Annotated in this window: 17 protein-coding genes; 1 reads left to right on the top strand and 16 read right to left on the bottom strand. The window is 62.5% G+C overall.

The annotated features are described in order from the left end of the window. Positions 1-120: 120 nt before the first annotated feature. From ACFPWW_RS24725 to ACFPWW_RS24670, 12 genes are all read right to left on the bottom strand, one after another. Complete coding sequence (locus tag ACFPWW_RS24725; protein ID WP_112565328.1) at positions 121-1,257, bottom strand: hemolysin family protein; 1,137 nt, start codon at positions 1,255-1,257, stop codon at positions 121-123. Then, a complete protein-coding gene (ybeY, locus tag ACFPWW_RS24720; RefSeq protein WP_112565330.1) occupies positions 1,254-1,769 on the bottom strand; it encodes an rRNA maturation RNase YbeY in 516 nt (171 codons plus the stop codon). The genes ACFPWW_RS24725 and ybeY overlap by 4 nt, the downstream gene beginning before the upstream one ends. Continuing rightward, positions 1,769-2,821, bottom strand: a complete 1,053-nt coding sequence (locus ACFPWW_RS24715; RefSeq protein WP_112565331.1) for a PhoH family protein — start codon at positions 2,819-2,821, stop codon at positions 1,769-1,771. Before ACFPWW_RS24715 ends, ybeY begins: the two co-directional genes overlap by 1 nt. Positions 2,822-2,839: 18 nt before the next feature. Next, positions 2,840-4,249 (bottom strand): tRNA (N6-isopentenyl adenosine(37)-C2)-methylthiotransferase MiaB, encoded by a 1,410-nt coding sequence (miaB, locus tag ACFPWW_RS24710; protein WP_377313614.1) that lies wholly within the window; start codon positions 4,247-4,249, stop codon positions 2,840-2,842. A gap of 48 nt (positions 4,250-4,297) precedes the next feature. Further along, complete coding sequence (locus tag ACFPWW_RS24705) at positions 4,298-5,095, bottom strand: lysophospholipid acyltransferase family protein (protein WP_112565335.1); 798 nt, start codon at positions 5,093-5,095, stop codon at positions 4,298-4,300. Positions 5,096-5,122: 27 nt separating this feature from the next. Continuing rightward, positions 5,123-5,551, bottom strand: coding sequence for a Fur family transcriptional regulator (locus ACFPWW_RS24700; protein ID WP_112565337.1), 429 nt, complete (start codon positions 5,549-5,551; stop codon positions 5,123-5,125). A 34-nt stretch (positions 5,552-5,585) separates the two neighbouring features. Further along, on the bottom strand, positions 5,586-6,086 hold the full coding sequence (locus ACFPWW_RS24695; RefSeq protein ID WP_377313612.1) for a GNAT family N-acetyltransferase: 501 nt from the start codon (positions 6,084-6,086) through the stop codon (positions 5,586-5,588). Beyond that, entirely contained in the window at positions 6,083-6,742 is a 660-nt protein-coding gene (gene tsaB, locus ACFPWW_RS24690; protein WP_377313610.1) for a tRNA (adenosine(37)-N6)-threonylcarbamoyltransferase complex dimerization subunit type 1 TsaB, read from the bottom strand. Before tsaB ends, ACFPWW_RS24695 begins: the two co-directional genes overlap by 4 nt. A gap of 88 nt (positions 6,743-6,830) precedes the next feature. Continuing rightward, the gene (locus ACFPWW_RS24685) at positions 6,831-7,397 is read right to left on the bottom strand and encodes a NifU family protein (protein WP_112541816.1); all 567 of its coding nucleotides are present in this window, start codon (positions 7,395-7,397) and stop codon (positions 6,831-6,833) included. A gap of 107 nt (positions 7,398-7,504) precedes the next feature. Continuing rightward, complete coding sequence (locus ACFPWW_RS24680) at positions 7,505-7,996, bottom strand: universal stress protein (RefSeq protein WP_112565341.1); 492 nt, start codon at positions 7,994-7,996, stop codon at positions 7,505-7,507. 140 nt (positions 7,997-8,136) lie between these two features. After that, on the bottom strand, positions 8,137-9,201 hold the full coding sequence (gene trpS, locus ACFPWW_RS24675) for a tryptophan--tRNA ligase (RefSeq protein WP_112565343.1): 1,065 nt from the start codon (positions 9,199-9,201) through the stop codon (positions 8,137-8,139). Between the two features lie 90 nt (positions 9,202-9,291). Then, complete coding sequence (locus ACFPWW_RS24670) at positions 9,292-9,696, bottom strand: VOC family protein (protein ID WP_113500301.1); 405 nt, start codon at positions 9,694-9,696, stop codon at positions 9,292-9,294. Positions 9,697-9,882: 186 nt separating this feature from the next. Between ACFPWW_RS24670 and ACFPWW_RS24665 the strand changes: the two genes are divergently transcribed. Beyond that, positions 9,883-10,311: a YcbK family protein gene (locus ACFPWW_RS24665; protein WP_112565347.1), complete on the top strand. Its 429-nt coding sequence runs from the start codon at positions 9,883-9,885 to the stop codon at positions 10,309-10,311. A gap of 44 nt (positions 10,312-10,355) precedes the next feature. On the opposite strand, the gene murJ is transcribed toward ACFPWW_RS24665, so the two are convergent. The 4 genes from murJ to mutS all read right to left on the bottom strand — a co-directional run bounded on the left by murJ (position 10,356) and on the right by mutS (position 17,954). Continuing rightward, positions 10,356-11,936 (bottom strand): murein biosynthesis integral membrane protein MurJ, encoded by a 1,581-nt coding sequence (gene murJ / locus ACFPWW_RS24660; protein WP_112565349.1) that lies wholly within the window; start codon positions 11,934-11,936, stop codon positions 10,356-10,358. After that, the gene (locus ACFPWW_RS24655; protein ID WP_377313606.1) at positions 11,933-14,824 is read right to left on the bottom strand and encodes a [protein-PII] uridylyltransferase; all 2,892 of its coding nucleotides are present in this window, start codon (positions 14,822-14,824) and stop codon (positions 11,933-11,935) included. Before ACFPWW_RS24655 ends, murJ begins: the two co-directional genes overlap by 4 nt. Positions 14,825-14,938: 114 nt before the next feature. Beyond that, positions 14,939-15,214: a hypothetical protein gene (locus ACFPWW_RS24650; RefSeq protein WP_112565353.1), complete on the bottom strand. Its 276-nt coding sequence runs from the start codon at positions 15,212-15,214 to the stop codon at positions 14,939-14,941. Between the two features lie 13 nt (positions 15,215-15,227). Next, positions 15,228-17,954, bottom strand: coding sequence for a DNA mismatch repair protein MutS (gene mutS, locus ACFPWW_RS24645; RefSeq protein WP_377313604.1), 2,727 nt, complete (start codon positions 17,952-17,954; stop codon positions 15,228-15,230). Positions 17,955-18,001: the final 47 nt, after the last annotated feature.

Here is an 18,001-nt window from a genome sequence, read left to right as displayed (position 1 = left end):
AAAAAGCGCGGGCTTGTCGTCTTGCAGCATCGGCCCGAAAATCGAAATCGACTTTTGGAAAAGCTGATGCGGCAATTCGAGAGCTGGAACGTCGTGCGCGCACGGCAGTCTCGGAAAGGTTCAGTTCGCGGTCGATTCCGCCGGCCGGTCGTCGCCTCCCTCGCCGACGGGCGGCCCGTCACCGTCCGCCTTGGCGCGGCGGCGGATTGCCTGGCGCTTGCGGGTGATGCGCAGCCGTTTGATGCGGCGCGGATCGGCGTCGAGGATATGAAACTCGAAATCCGGCAGGGCCTGGACCACTTCGCCGCGCACGGGAATACGCCCCAGTGCCGAGAAGATCAGCCCGCCCAGCGTATCGACTTCGTCGATCTGCTCGCTGATGTCGAAATCCGGGCCGATGGCTTCGGCAATTTCCTCAAGCTCGACACGGGCGTCGGCAACGAAAACGTCTTCCGAAACGCGCTTGAACATGACTTCTTCATCGTCATGCTCGTCGTCGATATCGCCGATTACCATCTCCACAATGTCTTCATGCGAAGCAAGGCCGTCCGTGCCGCCATATTCGTCGATGACCAGCGCCATCTGCGTGCGGTTCACCTGCATGCGGCGCAGAAGATCGGATGCCAGCATGGACGGCGGCACGAAGAGGATCTGCCGGATGATGCCGGTTTCGGCGAGCGTCTTCTGCAGATCGACGCGTCCGAGGTCGAAATTCGGCTTGGCCGAGCGCGGCGCCTTCTGGATATTTTCCGGAGACACCTCGATGGTCGGTGCGCCCGCGGCGGGCTTTGTGCCGCTGCGGCGCTTGTTGCGCGCCTGCTTGGCGACATAGGAAAGAAGGTCGCGGATATGCACCATGCCGCGCGGATCGTCGAGCGTTTCGGCATAGACCGGCATGCGCGAGCGGCCGCTTTCCTCGAAGAGGATCATCAGTTCGCCGATCGTGATGTTCTGGTCGACCGCCTCGATATCGGCGCGCGGCACCATCACGTCTGCAACGCGCACTTCGCGGAAGCGCAGGATGTTGTGGAGCATCGCCCGCTCGTCGGGCGAAAAGGCATCGGCTGCCGCCGGGTCGGTCATCAGCGCGTCGGCTATGTCTTCGCGCAGACGCGAGCCTTGTTGCGGTCTCAATATGCGCGCGGCGCGTGACCAGAAGGATTGCGGTCGGTGTCGACTACTGCCACCCTCGTCGGAAGAGGAGGATTGGTCGGAGTCCTTGGCGTCTGACGCCGGCTTCGTTGAAAAGTCGCTCATGGTTCCATTTTAAGGTCTTGACCCTCGTAGGGGTCAGATAGGCCGAGTACTGCCAGAATGCGAGTCTCCAGCCCCTCCATAATTTCGGCCTCGTCATTATTAATATGGTCGTAGCCGAGCAGATGCAAGAAACCATGTACCATAAGATGGGTCAGATGGTCGTCAAAGCTCTTTTCGAGCTCTTGCGCCTCGCGTTCCACCGTCTCCCTGGCGATGATGATGTCGCCGAGCATCGGGCCGGGCATTTTGCCGGGTTTGACCGGAAAGGCCGGAAAGGACAGCACGTTGGTCGGCTTGTCCTTGCCGCGCCATTCCGCGTTGATGTCCTGAATGGAGGCATCGTCGGTAAAAACCAGCGAAACTTCCGGCGGCATCTTCGGGAAGGGCTGATCTTCCTCTTCCCGCAGGTAGACGGCAGCCGCACCCAGCACGCGTTCGCCAAGGGCATGCAAGACGTCCTCGGCGGGCCAGCCCGCGTCCTCGATGCTGATCTGTATGTCGAGCTCGGCCATCAGTCCTGCCGGCTGGCCTCTTCGTCTGCCGCTGCATAGGTCGCGTCGTAAGCCTTGACGATGCGACCGACGAGCGGATGGCGCACGACGTCGACATCCTTGAAGCGCACCATCGAGATGCCCTCGACGTCGTTCAGGAGATGCAGTGCCTCGACGAGACCGGATTTGACGCCGCGCGGCAGGTCGATCTGGCTCGGGTCGCCGGTGATGATCATGCGCGAATTCTCGCCGAGGCGCGTGAGAAACATCTTCATCTGCATCGACGTGGTGTTCTGCGCCTCGTCGAGGATGACAGCGGCATTGGCAAGCGTACGGCCGCGCATGAAGGCGAGCGGCGCGATTTCGATGACGCCGGCGGTGATCGCCCGCTCGACCTTGTCGCCGGGGATCATGTCGTAGAGCGCGTCGTAAAGCGGGCGCAGGTAAGGATCGACCTTTTCCTTCATGTCGCCGGGCAGGAAGCCGAGGCGCTCCCCGGCTTCGACGGCCGGGCGCGACAGGATGATCTTCTCGACCGCGCCGCGCTCCAGAAGCTGGGCGGCGTGGGCGACGGCGAGATAGGTCTTGCCGGTACCGGCCGGGCCGACGCCGAACACCATCTCCGAGCGCTCGAGCGCCCGCATATAGGCATCCTGTGTCGGCGTACGCGCGATGATCGTCTTTTTGCGCGTTGAAATCTGCGCCATCGTCAACTTGGCTTTTTTCTCCATCGTCGGCAGCGTGAGCTGGTCGTCGGCGGCAACCGCCATGCGAATTGCGCCTTCCACGTCTGAACGCTCCACACTGCCGCCTTTCTGGAGTTTTTCATAGAGGTAATCGAGTGTGCGCCGCGCCTGGTTGGTGGCCAGCACGTCGCCGGTGATGACGACGGAGTTGCCGCGCGCACGCGCATCGATATGGAGCCGCTGTTCCAGAAGCTTCAGATTCTGATCGAACTGTCCGAAAAGTTCGCTGGCGAACCGGTTGTTCTCGAACGTCAGGACGAAGTGATTGGCGTCGCTCGCTATGCGTGGGTGGCGCGGTGAAGAAGAAACCAATTCCTGTCCGTTCAAGCGGTCGAGCTCCCTGGGTTAGACCTCAGCCTCTGCGCGTTCGGCAAACAGGCTGTTGGTTCCGGTTCCTGTGATTCGCACTTTAATAATGTCACCGATTTGCGATGCTTTTGCATCAACATTCACGGACTGGAGCCACGGCGACCGGCCGATGAGCTGGCCCGGCATGCGGCCCGGCTTTTCCAGGAGAAGATCGATTTCCTTGCCGACGCAGGACTCGTTGAATTCCTGCGTCTGCTTGAGAAGCAGCGCCTGCAGGCGTTCCAGCCGTTCTGCCTTGATGTCTTCCGGCACCTGGTCCTTCAATTCCGCACCGGGCGTGCCCGGCCGCGTCGAATATTTGAACGAGAAGGCCTGCGCGTACCGCACCTCCTCAACGAGTTTTAGTGTATCCTCAAATTCGCGGTCTGTCTCCCCCGGAAAGCCGGTAATGAAGTCGCCGGAAAGGGCGATATCGGGACGGGCCTTGCGGATGCGCTCGATCAGCGAAAGATATTCGCCGGCCGTGTGACGCCGGTTCATGGCCTTGAGGATGCGATCCGATCCGGCCTGGACCGGCAGGTGCAGATAAGGCATCAGCGTGCGAAGGTCGCGATGCGCCTCGATCAGCCGGTCGTCCATGTCGCGCGGATGGCTCGTCGTATAACGAAGCCGCGCAAGGCCGGGTATCTCGGCAAGCCGGTAGAGCAGGTCGCCAAGGCTCCACTCCTCGCCCTTCGGGCCGGCGCCGTGCCAGGCATTGACGTTCTGGCCGAGCAGCGTGATTTCGCGGACACCGGCGGCAACGAGCTTCATCGCCTCCTCGACGATCTGCGAGACGGGCCGCGAGACTTCCGAGCCGCGCGTATAGGGCACGACGCAGAACGTGCAGAACTTGTCGCAGCCTTCCTGCACGGTCAGGAACGAGGTCACGCCACGGGCACGGATCTTCGGCGCCTCGGCGATCGGCAGGTGCTCGAACTTGTCTTCGAGCGCATATTCCGTATCGACGACCCGATGGCCTTCCTTGGCGCGGCGCAGCGCATCCGGCAGGCGGTGATAGGTCTGCGGGCCGATGACGACATCGACCGCCGGCGCACGGCGCAGGATTTCCTCGCCTTCGGCCTGCGCCACGCAGCCGGTGACACCGATCATCATCTCGCGACCGTCGGCGGCTTTGCGCTTTTTCATCTCGCGCAGGCGCCCGAGCGCGGAATAGACCTTTTCGGCCGCCTTCTCGCGGATATGGCAGGTATTGAGCAGGACGAGATCGGCCTCTTCCATGTCCTCGGTCGGCTCGTAGCCGTCGCGGGCAAGAGCATCGCTCATGCGCGTCGAGTCATAGACGTTCATCTGGCAGCCATAGGTCTTGATGAAAACCTTGCGGCTGTTGGAGCCATCGCGGAGAGAAGCCTCCGGGGCCTGAAGAAGGGCGCTGTCCTGGGTCATGGCGCGCTATTTAGTGGTTTTTGGCGCCAGAGAAAAGGGACTCTCCGCTCAGCCGATATCGCGGCCGCGCAGGCTGCTGTTCAGAAGGTTGCGAATACGGGCCGAAATCGTCGAACTGACCGCCTTGCGGTTGGTCTTCTCGCCATATTCCACAGCTTCGCCGAAGGAGACTTCGGCGTCGATCGCGCCGCATTTCAGGATATCGATCAGATGCGGCAGAAGTTCGAGATCGCCGGGCCAGGCCGCAAGCGGGCGGTGGTAGCGGCCCATGGCGATGCCGTGGACCCGCGTGTAGGCGATCGCCACCGGCTGAACCATGACAGCGCCGGTCGGCGAATGCGGCACGGCCATGGCGGCCGCGCCGAAGAGCGACGATTTGACCTCCAGCAGCCGGTTGCCGTCGGACGTCGTGCCCTCGGGGAACAGGACGACGATCTCGCCGTCGGCCATGCGGCCGGCAATCTCGCTTGCCTGGTCGCCGGTGCGGCGCTTTTCCTCGCGCACCACGAACACGCTCTTCTGCAGCTTGGCGAGCGTGCCGAAGATCGGCCAGTCGCGCACCTCGATCTTGGCAATGAAGGCGACGTCGGCCACCGCCGACATGACCATGATGTCCATCCATGAGGAATGGTTGGAACAAAGCATCAGCGGCCGGCGGTTCTCGAGCCTGCCGCGCACGCGGATGCGGATGCCGAGGCAGTAGCAGATGATGCGATGCCAGTGGCGGGGCAGGGTGCGACGCAGCTTCCAGTCAAACGTGAGCGCAAGCACCTGCAGCGGCATGAGCAGGATGCTGGTGACGACGATGACGAAAAAGGCGAAGGCGATGCGCAGCCAGACGATCAAATGCGGCGCTCCCGGACTGCCATAATATCAGATTTCGTCTTTCTTCAGCGGGATGCCGTAGAGTTCGAGCCGGTGATCCACGAGCTTGAAGCCGTGCTCCCTGGCGATCCGCTCCTGCAGCGCTTCGATTTCCGGCGAACGGAACTCGATGACGACGCCGCTCTTCAGGTCGATCAGATGGTCGTGATGCTCTTCGGGCACCGTCTCGTACCGGGAGCGGCCGTCGCGGAAATCGTGCCGGGCGATAATGCCGGCATCCTCGAACAGTTTCACGGTCCGATAGACCGTCGAAATCGAGATCTTGGCGTCGACCTTGACGGAGCGGCGGTAGAGTTCCTCGACATCGGGATGGTCTTCGGAGTCCTCGAGGATACGCGCAATCACCCGGCGCTGCTCGGTCATGCGCATGCCGCGTTCAGCGCAAAGCTCCTCAAGGGTCTTGGCTACCTCAGTCATGGCTGCCTTCTCGTTATTCCTGCCGGGAAGGGAACTACCGAAGAACGCGCTTCATGACAAGCGCCGTGGAGGTAGCCCCGTTGGCATCCTTATAATAGCCCTTGCGCTCGCCGGCCTGCTCGAAGCCGAGTTTGCGGTAGAGGCCGAGGGCGGCCGTATTGCCGTTGTCGACTTCCAGGAACATGCTCTCGCCGCCGCGCAGGCGCGCTTCGCGCATGGCGGCCTGCATCAGCCGCCAGCCGAGGCCCGAGCGCGCGACCTTCGCCTGCACGGCAATCGTCAGGATTTCCGCCTCGCCGGCGACCTGACGGGCCAGGATGAAGCCCGGCAGGGTCTTTTTCAGAATAGCGTTGGTCTGGCGGGCAACGAAGCCGAAGACCGTATTCTGGGAAAGCAGGCTGTGGAATTCGCCGTCGCCCCACGGGCGCGCGAAGCGCTCTCCGTGCAGGATGGAAACGTCGAGGCAATCCTCCGGTTCCATCGCGACGATTTCAAATTCCGGTTTCAGCGTCAGATAGGCTTCCAGCATCGTCATACTCTTGCAATCGCATACCCGGCCTGCGGTTTGGCATCGGGTCCGCGCAGATAAAGGGGCTTGGGCTTTCCGGCATCCGGATTTGCGGCGGCACCGAGACGTGCCACGACGGAGATCGGGAAGGCGTTGGCGTGTTCGCCGCTCGCGGCGGGCTTCAGGATCGGCGTTGCCGAGCCGGTGATTTCGCCGTCGAAATCCGCCGCAAAAGCCTGCGCGTCGGCGGTGCTGACGGCACGCGCCTCATCCAGCGCCGTGCCGTCGGCCGCGAAAGACTGGAGGTAGATCTCGTCCCGCTTGGCATCCATCGCCGCCAGAACGGCGCGGCTAGGCGTCTTTGCGCGCTGGGCGGCCGCCATGACCTCGAGCGTGGAAATGCCGACAGCGGGAATACCGAGGGAGAGGGCAAAGCCACGCGCGGCGGCAACGCCGACGCGGATGCCGGTGAAAGAGCCGGGGCCGACGGTGACGGCAAGGCGGTCGACATCCGATAGCGTGACACCGGCCCGATCCAGCGCGCGGTCCACGATTCCCATCAGATGTTCAGCATGCCCCTTGCCGATCATGTCCGATGCCTCCCCCAGCACCGTATTCCTGCCGCTATCATAAATGGCGGCAGCGCAATCCACACCTGCCGTGTCGAGCGCCAGAACGATCATGCCATCAATTTCCGAATAAACTATTGTCGCCTATTCATAAATCCGCCCGGCCGAACGCGAGATGAACGGCCCGGCGCCGCAGAGATTCTTAAGCGGCAATCACTTCCTGCACTTCCGGAACGAAATGGCGCAGCAGGTTCTGGACGCCGTGCTTCAGCGTTGCCGTCGAAGACGGGCATCCGGAGCAGGAACCCTTCATGTTGAGGTAGACCTTGCCGTCCTTGAAGCCGCGGAAGGTAATGTCGCCGCCATCCTGGGCAACGGCCGGGCGCACGCGGGTCTCCAAAAGTTCCTTGATGGTCAGCACGATCGATTCGTCGCCTTCGTCGAAGAACTCGTCGCCGGCATCGACATCTTCCGAGAGGATCGAGGCGTCGCCCATGACCGGCTTGCCGGACATGAAATGCTCCATGATCGAGCCGAGAATAGCCGGCTTCAGATGCTGCCATTCGGCATTGTCCTTGGAGACGGAGATGAAGTCGTAACCGAAATAGACGCCGGTCACGCCGGGGATTTCAAACAGGCGGGCAGCGAGCGGCGAAGCCTGGGCTTCGTCGGCATTGCGGAATTCGGCCGTGCCGTTTTCCATCACCACCTTGCCGGGAAGGAACTTCTGCGTGGCGGGGTTCGGCGTGGCTTCGGTCTGAATGAACATCTCGCTCTCCATGCGGCGGGCGTCAGCCTCTGCCGTCTTTAGAATTCTTCAAAAGAAAATAAGCCCATTCTCCGGCCGATTCAAGAGATTGATACTCAAGAAATGGCCTAACAGAGGGCGTCGATTTCCTCATTCGTCAGCGTGTCGGGAAGCACGGTGACGGGAATCGGAAAGGCGGCCGCGCGTCCGGCAATGGAAGAAACCAGCGGTCCCGGCCCCTCCTTGGCCGAGCTTGCGGCAAGCACGAGGATGGCAACGTCCCGGTCCTCCTCGATGACGGCATTGATCTGCTCGGCCGAATTGCCTTCGCGGATGACGATCTCGGGTTCGATGCCGATCGTCTCGCGCACGATCTGGGCCGCCTTGGCGACGCTGGCTTCCGCCTCCTCGCGAGCCTCCGCCCGCATGATCTCCTCGACGCCGAGCCATTGCTGGAAATCGCCCTCGGGGATCACATAGAGAAGGATAAGTCCGCCATTGGAATTCTTCGCACGCCGCCCGGCATAGTGGACGGCGCGTTGGCATTCGGGTGTCCCGTCGATCACTGCCATGAATTTGCGGCGATGACCTTCGAGCCGTGAGAGTCGCTTCGATACCATGGCGCGGACTCTGACACCCGCAACGGAAAATTTGCAAGCCCCCGTTTTGCACGGGAGCCAAAGCCTGATGCGTCGTTTCGAGAAGATAGAGCGCCATGCGTCCATCTGGACGCGTGGCGCTCTGACCTGTCGATGGGTCTCTAGTAGAGGAAGCCGATGATCTCGCGCAGTTCGCGCATCGTCACCTCGGCCCGCGCCCTCGCGCGCTCGTTGCCGCTGCGCAGGATCGCGTCGATATGGCTCGTATCGTTCATCAGGCGGCGCATTTCGCCGGTGATCGGCGAGAGCACCTGAACGGCGAGATCGACCAGAGCCGGCTTGAAGACGGAGAACTGCTGGCCGCCGAATTCCGAGAGCACCTGCTCCTTCGTCTTGTCGGCAAGCGCCGCATAGATCGAAACGAGGTTTTCGGCCTCCGGCCGGCTTTCCAGGCCTGCCACTTCGCTCGGCAGGCCGTCGGGATCGGTCTTGGCCTTGCGGATCTTCTTGGAGATCGCGTCCTCGTCATCCATCAGGTTGATGCGCGAAAGATCCGACGGATCGGACTTCGACATCTTCTTGGTGCCGTCGCGCAGCGACATGACGCGCGGCGCCGGCCCGCCGATCAGCGGTTCGACCATCGGGAAATAGGCATGCACCGGCTCGTCGCCGACGGTGATGTCGATCCCGTAATTCGTCCTGCGGATATGCGAGGCATAATCGAGGTTGAACTTCATCGCGATGTCGCGCGTCAGCTCGAGGTGCTGCTTCTGGTCTTCGCCGACAGGCACATGCGTGGCGCGGTAGACGAGAATATCGGCAGCCATCAGGCTCGGATAGGCGTAGAGGCCGAGCGAAGCCTGCTCGCGGTCCTTGCCGGCCTTGTCCTTGAACTGCGTCATGCGGTTCATCCAGCCGATACGGGCGACACAGTTGAAGATCCAGGCGAGTTCGGCGTGCTGCGGCACGGCGGACTGATTGAAGACGATATGCTTTTCGGCATCGATGCCGGAGGCGATGAAGGCGGCGGCGATCGAGCGCGTCTGCGACAGCATGTCCTCGTGGACGAGCTGCGCCGTCAGCGCATGCAGGTCGACGACGCAGTAGATGCAGTCGTTGCCGTCCTGGAGCTGCACGAAGCGGCGGATCGCGCCAAGATAGTTGCCGAGATGCAGGTTGCCCGTCGGCTGAACGCCGGAAAATACGAGCTTCTTGAATTCGCCCATGATGTGTCCTCGATTAGGCTGGTGGAGGGCCTCAGGGCCGAAGGCCCATGTTGCTAACGCGGGCGCTTATGCACGGGCGCACGGCCGCAATCAAGAGGCCGCGGGTGCCGCATGTTGAATGAGATCGAAGGTGTTGCCGTAAGGATCCGCAAAGACCGCAACGGTGCCGTAAACTTCGCGCCGGGGCTCCTCAAGAAAACGCACGCCGGCGGCAAGCATGGCGGCATGGTCGCGCGAAAAATCGTCGGTCTTGAGAAAGAAGCCGACACGCCCGCCCGTCTGCTTGCCGATGGCAGCGCGCTGCGCCTCATTGGCCGCCTGCGCCAGCAGAAAGGCCGCCCCATCCCCGCCTCTGGGCTTGACGACGACCCAGCGCTTGCCTTCCGGCTGCACTTCGTCCTGTAGGCATTCGAAGCCGAGCGCCTCACAATAAAAGGCTTTGGCGCGGTCATAGTCGTCGACGACGAGGGTGACGAGGAACAGGGATTGCGTCATAAAACCTCCGCGAAAGCAAGTTTATTCCGGTTTACTGTGGGTGTATGCCCTATTTTACGTCAAACTGATCAGCTGGTTTAGCTAAAATTGAGTATAAAATTTCACAGAAAAGCTTTCTTTGAACTGAAAATCCTTCGACTGGCGTGACGGCCGCATTGAGCCGTCGGGTAACCGATCGGAGGGACCATGCAGAACGCCAGTTTGCTCGCTGTGGCAGGCCTTTTTGCCCTACAATCAGCAACCACCGCCGTCGGTCAAGATGGCCGACGGCAGATCAACAACCTTCCAAAACACGAGACGCGCCTTGCCTATACGGTCCAGACCGTCAGCGTTCGCGCCGGCTGCTTCCCGGCGCGATTGCGGGCGGTCCTGTCGCATATTGCGGCAAAGACCGGACGACTGCCGATGATAACATCCGGCTTCCGGCCGCATCCCCGCCGCCATGGCTCCATGCATGGAAAATGCCTGGCGGCGGATATCCGGGTTCCCGGCGTGCCGGAACGGACGATCGTTGCCGCGGCCAAGACCGCGCCCGGCATCGGCGGGATCGGCACCTATTGCAACGGCATTGTCCATGTCGATGTCGGTCCGCAGCGACGATGGGTGGATTGCTGAAACGATCCCGGCAAAATGCGCAGCGGCTTTGCGTGAAAAGGGCGTTACGCGTCCTTCGCGGGTGCCGGCTTGCGGTTGAGGTTACGACGGATCATGCCGAGATCGGCGCCGCCGATGAGGAAGGCGGTTGCGAAATAGACGACCATCGAGATCGCAATCAGCAGGCCGATCGTGCCGACCTTGGTCAGCAGCGGTGCGCCCGAGGCAAGCCAGGGCGCCCAGTGCTGCTTGAGATAGATGATGACCGCCCCCATCACCGCCGAGGCGACGACCAGCAGCGCGGCGCGTCTGGCGAGCGCCCATTCCCATGTCAGATGGCCGCGACGCAGCAGCGTGGTGAAGAGCAGCACGGTGCTGATCCAGCCGGCCGTGGCTTCCGCCACCGCAATGCCGGGCGCGCCCATATAGGGAAAGAGCGTCAGCGCGGTGGCGCAGTTGGCGGCAACCGCGATTGCCGAAAAGCGCATCGGCGTCTTGGTGTCCTCACGCGCGTAAAAGCCAGGCTGCAGCGCCTTGATCAGTACGAAAGCCGGCAGGCCGATGCCGTAAATGGCCAGGATCGAACCGACGATGACAGTGTTTTCCTGATGGAAGGCGCCGCGCTCGTAGAGCACGCGGATGATCTCGTCCGACAGGATCCAGAGCGCGAAGGCGGCGGGGATCGTCAGGAACAGCACGAACTCGATCGAGCGATTCTGCAGGAAGGCCGCCTCGCGCAATGCGCCGCCCTTGAGCGCGCGGGCAAGCTCGGGCAGCAGCACGACGCCGACGGCAACACCGACGACGCCGAGCGGCAGCTGGTAGATGCGGTCGGCATATTGCAGGGCGGCAATGGCGCCGTCGCGGGAGGAGGCGATCGCCTGGCCGATGAGCTGGTTGATCTGCGTGATGCCGCCGGTGACGGCAGCCGGAACCGCAAGGATCAGCAGCCGCTTGACGTTCGGCGTCATCTTCGGAAAGCGGAAGCCGATGCTCATGCCGGCATGAAGAACCCCGAGATAGACGACGGCAAGCTGCAGGATACCGGCGACCAGCACGCCCCAGGAAAGATACCAGGCCGTCGCCAGCGGTTCGGCGCCGGTATAAAGCGCGTAGAACAGCGCGCCGATCATCACGACGTTGAGAAAGACGGGTGCGACGGCTGCGGCGAAGAAGTGATGCAGCGAGTTCAGCATGCCGCTCATCATCGCCGTCAGCGACATGCACATGAGATAGGGGAACATCACCGCCGCCATGCGAATGGTGATGCCGAACTTCTCGGGATCGTCGGCAAAGCCCGGCGCGATGACGAAGCGCACCAAGAGCGGCATGCTGAATTCCATCACGATGGTGATGAGCAGCAAGACGGAAAACAGAACGCCGAACACTTCCTCCGAAAAGCGCTTGGCGCCGTCTGTGCCGTTCGCCTCGATCTCCTTGGCAAAAAGCGGCACGAAGGCGGCGTTGAAGGCGCCTTCGGCAAAGAGCCGGCGGAAGAGGTTCGGGAAACGGAAGGCGGCATAGAAGACGTCGGCCATCGGTCCGGTGCCGAGTGCCGCAGCCATCAGCGTTTCGCGGGCAAAACCGAAGATGCGGCTTCCAAGCGTGGCGCCGCCGACCGTGGCGAATTTCTTGACGAGGCTCATACGGGGGAACCGGCTTTCCTTTCGGCTGATGTCGCAGCAGGGGCGATGATGCCCGACGGCATGCGCTCGCGCAGTTCGTCCTGCTCTTCCGCCATGACCGCCTTCATGCGGGCGGTGATATTGGCACGCTTGCTGTCGCCGGAAATCTTCTGGCCGACGAGATCGGTGACATAGAACGTATCGATGACCTTCTCACCGAAGGTGGTGATGCGGGCGGACTGAATGTCGAGCGACAGGTCGGAAAGCACCGCCGTCATTTCGGAGAGCAGACCCGGCCGGTCGAGGCATTCCACCTCGATGACCGTGAACTTGTTCGACAGGCTGTTGGTGATCGTGACCGACGGCGGAATGATGAAGGCCTTGCTCTTCTTGCGGTTCTTCGCGCGGGTCGCGATCACCTCGGGCAGCCGCTTGCGGCCGGACAGCACGTCCTCGATCATCCTGCCGATCGTGGCGGCGCGACGAAGCTCGTCCTCGTCGTTCGGAAATTCACGGCTGACATGGATCGTATCGAGCGCGCGGCCATCCGACGTCGTGAAGATCTGTGCATCGACGATGTTGGCGCCGGCCGCCGCACATGCGCCGGCAATGACGGCGAGAAGGCGAGGGTGGTCGGGCGACAGGACGGTGATTTCGGTAATGGCGTGAAAGCTGTCGGTGCGCACCGAGGTTGCCAGCGCCTGGCCGGCCTTGTCCGCCTGCCGGATGAAATGCGCGTGGCGGACCTGGTCTTCCAGCGGCACGGAAAGCAGGTAAGGCTGGTAGTGCAGCTTCGTGTAGGTGCGCCGGTCCTTCTGCGGCCAGTCGGAGAGTGCTGCATACAGCGCCTCGGCGGCAGCCTGGGCGCGCTCCTTGCGCGACACTTCGGAGAAGCCGCCGGCAAGCAGCAGTTCCGTCTCGTAATAAAGTGTGCGCAGCAACTGGCCCTTCCAGCCGTTCCAGACGCCCGGCCCGACGGCGCGGATGTCGCAGATCGTCAGGATCAGCAGCATCTTCAGCCGGTCGAGCGATTGAACGCGGTCGGCAAAGTCGGTGATCGTCTTGCGGTCCGTCAGGTCGCGGGTCTGGGCGACCATCGACATGGTCAGGTGCTCCTCGATCAGCCAGACGACGATTTCGGTCTGTTTTTGCGACAGGCCGAAACGGGCGCAGAGCTTGCGGGCGACGCGTGCGCCGGCGATCGAATGGTCTTCCTGCCGGCCCTTGGCGATATCGTGCAGCAATACCGCGACATAGAGAGCCTCGCGGTCCTCGATATGCGGCATCAGCTTGTTGGAAAGCGGATGCAGTTCCTCCGCCTTGCCCTTGTCGATTTCCGAGAGAACGTCGATGGCGCGGATCAGATGCTCGTCGACCGTATAGTGATGATACATGTTGAACTGCATCATCGCGACGATCTTGCCGAATTCGGGAATGAAGCGGCCAAGCACGCCGGCTTCGTTCATGCGCCGCAGGATCAGCGCCGGGTCGCGCTTGGAGGTCAGGATCGACAGGAAAAGCCGGTTGGCTTCGTCATTGTCGCGCAGGTCGTTGTTGATGAGGCCGAGCGAGCGCGTCACCCGCTTCAGCGCGTCGGGATGGAATTCCAGCCCGTTGATGTCGGCCACATGAAACAGCCTGATAATGCTGACCGGATCGCGCTTGAAGACATCGGGATTGGCGAGCGCGATACGGCCGCGATCTTCGACGAATTCGACGCTGCCGGGGATCTTGCGGCTGCGATGCGTGAAACGGCTGATGACGCCCGTCAGGCCGGGAATCGATTTCGCCTGCTGGTCCTCCAGTGCGGCGCAGAGGATGCGGGTGAGATCGCCGACATCCTTGGCGACCAGGAAATAGTGCTTCATGAAGCGTTCGACGGCCGAAAGGCCTGGGCGCGAATGGTAGCCGAGCGCCTCGGCGATCTCGCGCTGGATATCGAAGGAAAGGCGCTCCTCGGCCTTCCCGGTCAGGAAATGCATGTGGCAGCGCACGGCCCAGAGAAAGTCGTCGGCCTTTTCGAGAAGCCGGTATTCCTGCTTCGACAGCACGCCGAGCGGCACCAGATCGGCCGGGTCGCGGACGTGATAGTAATATTTCGAAATCCAGAAGAGCGTATGCAGGTCGCGAAGACCGCCCTTGCCTTCCTTGACGTTCGGTTCGACAAGGTAACGCGTGTCGCCGGCCTTGCGGTGGCGCTCGTCGCGTTCGGCAAGCTTGGCCGCGATGAATTCCGGCCCGGTGCCGGTGACGATTTCCTTGTCGAAGCGGGCTTCCAGCTCCGTTTCCAAAGATTTCAGGCCGCAGATGTAGCGCATTTCCAGGATGGCGGTGCGGATCGTCATGTCGGATTTGGAAAGCGCGATGCATTCCTCGACGGTCCGCGTCGCGTGACCGACCTTGAAGCCCATGTCCCACAGCATATAGAGCATGAACTCGACGGCCTTGTGAGCCTCTTCCGTCGGCCTCGGCAGGAAAAGGAAGAGCAGGTCGATATCGGAGCCCGGCGCCAGCGTGTCGCGCCCGTAGCCCCCGACGGCAGTGACGGCGAACCTGTCCTTCTGCTTCGGGAAGACGTGGGCGGTGGCGAAACGATAGAGAACGGCGATGATCTGGTCCTGAAGCCAGGAAATGCGGTGCGCGCAGTCAAGCCCGCCGCCTTGCGCGTCCAGCAGGTCGCGCGCTTTCCGGCGGCCTTCGACGCTTGCCTTCTTCAGAACGGCCAGAAGATCGCCGCGCAGCACGTCGGGGCGATTGCGGTTGGCTTCGGCGATGGCGTCGCACTGCCCCTGCAGCAGTTCCACATCGAGGATTTCGGAGAAATCGATGCCGTGTGTCGCCATCGGCTGGCCTGTTTCCTGTCCGGACCGGGCCGCCTGCTCGTGGCGCACCTCTGTTTTCATCTGCATGCGCTATAGCCTCTTTGCCCGCCTGATGACCCAGGCGTTCATATTGCATGAACCTTTAAATTTGGCGAAATGGTGTTGGCAAGCCGCTCGCGAGAGACGCTTTGCCGCAAGTTCTCAGGCAGAGGCCTGCGTCAGAAGCGTATCGAGGACCTGCCGCGTCTCGCTCATGATCCCGTTCAGCGTCGCCCTGTCGCATTCGCGGTATCCGGCGTCAATGATAGCACCGCTGAGCTCTCCGATCTTCAGGCACGAGCCGGTAATCTTGGCCATGCCGATCGGCGTATTCCAGCCGCGCGCCTCCAGATTGCCGTCCGACTGTTTCATGATCTCGAGCATCGAGACGATGACGGAGAGGCGTTGCGTTTCCTGAAGCAGTTTTTCCATGAACACGGGGTTGCTGCTCCTACTTCATCTTCTTCTTGAGATCGTAAAGCGCATCAAGCGCCTCGCGCGGCGTCATATCGTCGAGGCTCATCGCCTTCAGGGCTTCCTCGACCTTGGACGGCCCGCGGGATGTTTCTTCGCGGCGCACCGCGACCTGGAACAGCGGCAGATCGTCGATCAGCTGGCTTGCCGGGTTCTTGCGATCGGCGTCTTCAAGGCGCGTGAGCACATCGCGGGCGCGGGCCACCACCGAGGCCGGCAGGCCGGCAAGCCGCGCCACCTGGATGCCGTAGGACCGGTCGGCGGCGCCGGGTCCGACCTCGTGCAGGAAAATGACGTCCCCGTCCCATTCCTTCACCCGCATCGTCGCATTCGATAGCCGCGCAAGTTTTTCCGAAAGCACGGTCAGCTCGTGGAAATGTGTCGCGAAGAGCCCGCGGCAGCGGTTGGCCTCGTGCAGGTGCTCGACGGCCGCCCAGGCGATGGAAAGACCGTCGAACGTCGCCGTGCCACGACCGATCTCGTCCAGGATGACGAGGGAACGATCGGTCGCCTGATTGAGGATCGCTGCGGTTTCGACCATCTCCACCATGAAGGTGGACCGCCCGCGTGCCAGATCGTCCGATGCGCCGACGCGCGAGAACAGCCGGTCGACGATGCCGATATGCGCCGATGTTGCCGGCACGAAGGAGCCCATCTGGGCAAGGATGGCGATCAGCGCGTTCTGGCGCAGGAAAGTCGATTTGCCGCCCATATTGGGGCCGGTCAGCAGCCAGATCGCCCCGTCCTTGCCGTCGGAGACGGGCGAAAGGTCGCAATTGTTGGCGACGAAGGGACCGATGGACTGGCGTCGCAGCGCCTGCTCGACGACAGGGTGGCGTCCGCCCTCGATCGCAAACATCTTCGACCCGTCGACCAGCGGCCGGCAATAGGCCTGCTCTTCGGCAAGACGTGCCAGGCCTGCCGCCACGTCGATGACGGCGAGCGCGCGCGCGCCGGCCTTGATGGCCTCGGCCTCGGCAACGATCGCTTCCCTCATCCGGTCAAAGGCTTCGAGCTCGATCTGCAGCGCCCGGTCGGCGGCGTTGGCGATCCGGCTTTCGAGGTCGGCAAGCTCCGTCGTGGTGAAACGCATTGCATTTGCCATCGTCTGGCGATGGATGAAGCGGGCCTTGGCCTCGGCCGTATCGGTCATCGGCCCCGCATTGCCGGCGGTGACTTCGATGAAGTAGCCGAGGATATTGTTGTGCTTGATCTTCAGCGACTTGATGCCGGTCTCTTCGGCATATTGCAGCTGCAGGCCGGCAATGACGCGGCGCGACTGGTCGCGCAGTGCGCGCACCTCGTCGAGGTCGGCATTGGCTCCGTCGCGCAGGAAACCGCCATCGCGTTTCAGGAGCGGCAATTCCTCGGCAAGGTTTTCCGCAAGCAGGGCTTCGAGTTCGGAAGGGAGCGCCTGCAGCCCCGTGCGTGCCTGTTCCAGCTCCGCCGGCAGCATCGCGCCCGCCAGAAGATCCGCCATATGCGCGGCAGCGCCAAGTCCCTGGCGGATCGCCCAGAGGTCGCGCGGGCCGCCGCGGTCAAGCGCCAGGCGGGAGAGCGCCCGCGGCATGTCCGGCACATGTTTCAGCACGTCGCGCAACTCGCCGCAGAGCGACGGCTCCTGCATCAGGAAGCCGATCGAATCCAACCGCTCGTTGACGCGGGCGGGATCGGTGAGCGGCGACATCAGCCGCTCGGCAAGCAGCCGCGCCCCGCCGCCGGTGGTCGTCCGGTCGATCGCCCTCAAAAGAGCGCCGTTGCGATCGCCGGACAGCGTGCGCACGAGTTCCAGATTGGCGCGTGTCGCCGGATCGATGAACAGCGTGGAGGCGCCGCTCTCCCGTTCCGGCCGGCCAAGCGGCGGCCGCTCGGCAATCTGCGTCTTCTCCACATAGGCGATGGCCGCCGCCGCTGCCGCCAGCTCGGCGCGCGAAAAACTTCCGAAACCGTCGAGCGTGGAAACGTCGAAATAGCGGGCGATGCGGGTTTCTGCGGTCGCGCTGTCGAAAAGTACAGCCGGCTGTGGAACGGCGGTGCGGCCGAGCACGTCGAAGACCGGTTTCAACTCGCCGTCATAAAACAGCGTATCCGGCACGATGAGTTCGCGCGGATCGATGCGCAGGATATCGGCAAGCAGCCGCGAGGCGTCGGTTTCCGCCAGCCGGAAGACGCCGGTGGAAATATCGATCCAGGCGAGCGCCAGCGCCGGTTCCGAAGAGCCGCGGATGCGCGAAAGCGTCATCAGGTAGTTCGATTCCGAAGGCGAAAGCAGCTTCTCCTCGGTAATGGTGCCCGGCGTGACGAGGCGAATGACGTCGCGCTTGACGACGGATTTCGATCCGCGTTTCTTGGCTTCCGCCGGGTCTTCCACCTGTTCGCAGACGGCAACGCGATAGCCGAGCGCGATCAGCTTCTGCAGGTAATCGTCGGCCGCGTGAACAGGCACGCCGCACATGGCAATATCCTGTCCCATATGCTGGCCGCGCCTGGTGAGCGTGATGCCGAGCGCGCGCGAAGCCTCAAGCGCATCCTCGAAGAACAGCTCGTAAAAATCGCCCATGCGATAGAAGAGCAGCGAATCCGGATTGTTCGCCTTGATCTCGATATATTGTTCCATCATCGGCGTTGCCGAGGCGCGGCTTTCCTCAGTCGCGAGCTCGGCTGCCGAGAAGGCTTCGTTTCTGCTGTCTATTCGTGCGTTCACGGAGGTGCAGTTTTTCCCAAAAAAACAGGTGCCAACCCTATCCGCGC

This window comes from Rhizobium sp. GCM10022189 (assembly GCF_042656325.1).
Lineage (GTDB): Bacteria > Pseudomonadota > Alphaproteobacteria > Rhizobiales > Rhizobiaceae > Rhizobium.
Note: the sequence above shows the minus strand (reverse complement) of the source record. Positions and strands in the feature narration are given on the sequence as shown.

Excerpts from the sequence above, each read along its gene's own strand:
- ACFPWW_RS24725 (WP_112565328.1), bottom strand. The coding sequence starts at position 1,257 with ATGAGCGACTTTTCAACGAAGCCGGCGTCAGACGCCAAGGACTCCGAC.
- ybeY (WP_112565330.1), bottom strand. The coding sequence starts at position 1,769 with ATGGCCGAGCTCGACATACAGATCAGCATCGAGGACGCGGGCTGGCCC.
- miaB (WP_377313614.1), bottom strand. The coding sequence starts at position 4,249 with ATGACCCAGGACAGCGCCCTTCTTCAGGCCCCGGAGGCTTCTCTCCGC.
- ACFPWW_RS24700 (WP_112565337.1), bottom strand. The coding sequence starts at position 5,551 with ATGACTGAGGTAGCCAAGACCCTTGAGGAGCTTTGCGCTGAACGCGGC.
- ACFPWW_RS24695 (WP_377313612.1), bottom strand. The coding sequence starts at position 6,086 with ATGACGATGCTGGAAGCCTATCTGACGCTGAAACCGGAATTTGAAATC.
- tsaB (WP_377313610.1), bottom strand. The coding sequence starts at position 6,742 with ATGATCGTTCTGGCGCTCGACACGGCAGGTGTGGATTGCGCTGCCGCC.
- ACFPWW_RS24685 (WP_112541816.1), bottom strand. The coding sequence starts at position 7,397 with ATGTTCATTCAGACCGAAGCCACGCCGAACCCCGCCACGCAGAAGTTC.
- ACFPWW_RS24680 (WP_112565341.1), bottom strand. The coding sequence starts at position 7,996 with ATGGTATCGAAGCGACTCTCACGGCTCGAAGGTCATCGCCGCAAATTC.
- trpS (WP_112565343.1), bottom strand. The coding sequence starts at position 9,201 with ATGGGCGAATTCAAGAAGCTCGTATTTTCCGGCGTTCAGCCGACGGGC.
- ACFPWW_RS24670 (WP_113500301.1), bottom strand. The coding sequence starts at position 9,696 with ATGACGCAATCCCTGTTCCTCGTCACCCTCGTCGTCGACGACTATGAC.
- ACFPWW_RS24665 (WP_112565347.1), top strand. The coding sequence starts at position 9,883 with ATGCAGAACGCCAGTTTGCTCGCTGTGGCAGGCCTTTTTGCCCTACAA.
- murJ (WP_112565349.1), bottom strand. The coding sequence starts at position 11,936 with ATGAGCCTCGTCAAGAAATTCGCCACGGTCGGCGGCGCCACGCTTGGA.
- ACFPWW_RS24655 (WP_377313606.1), bottom strand. The coding sequence starts at position 14,824 with ATGCAGATGAAAACAGAGGTGCGCCACGAGCAGGCGGCCCGGTCCGGA.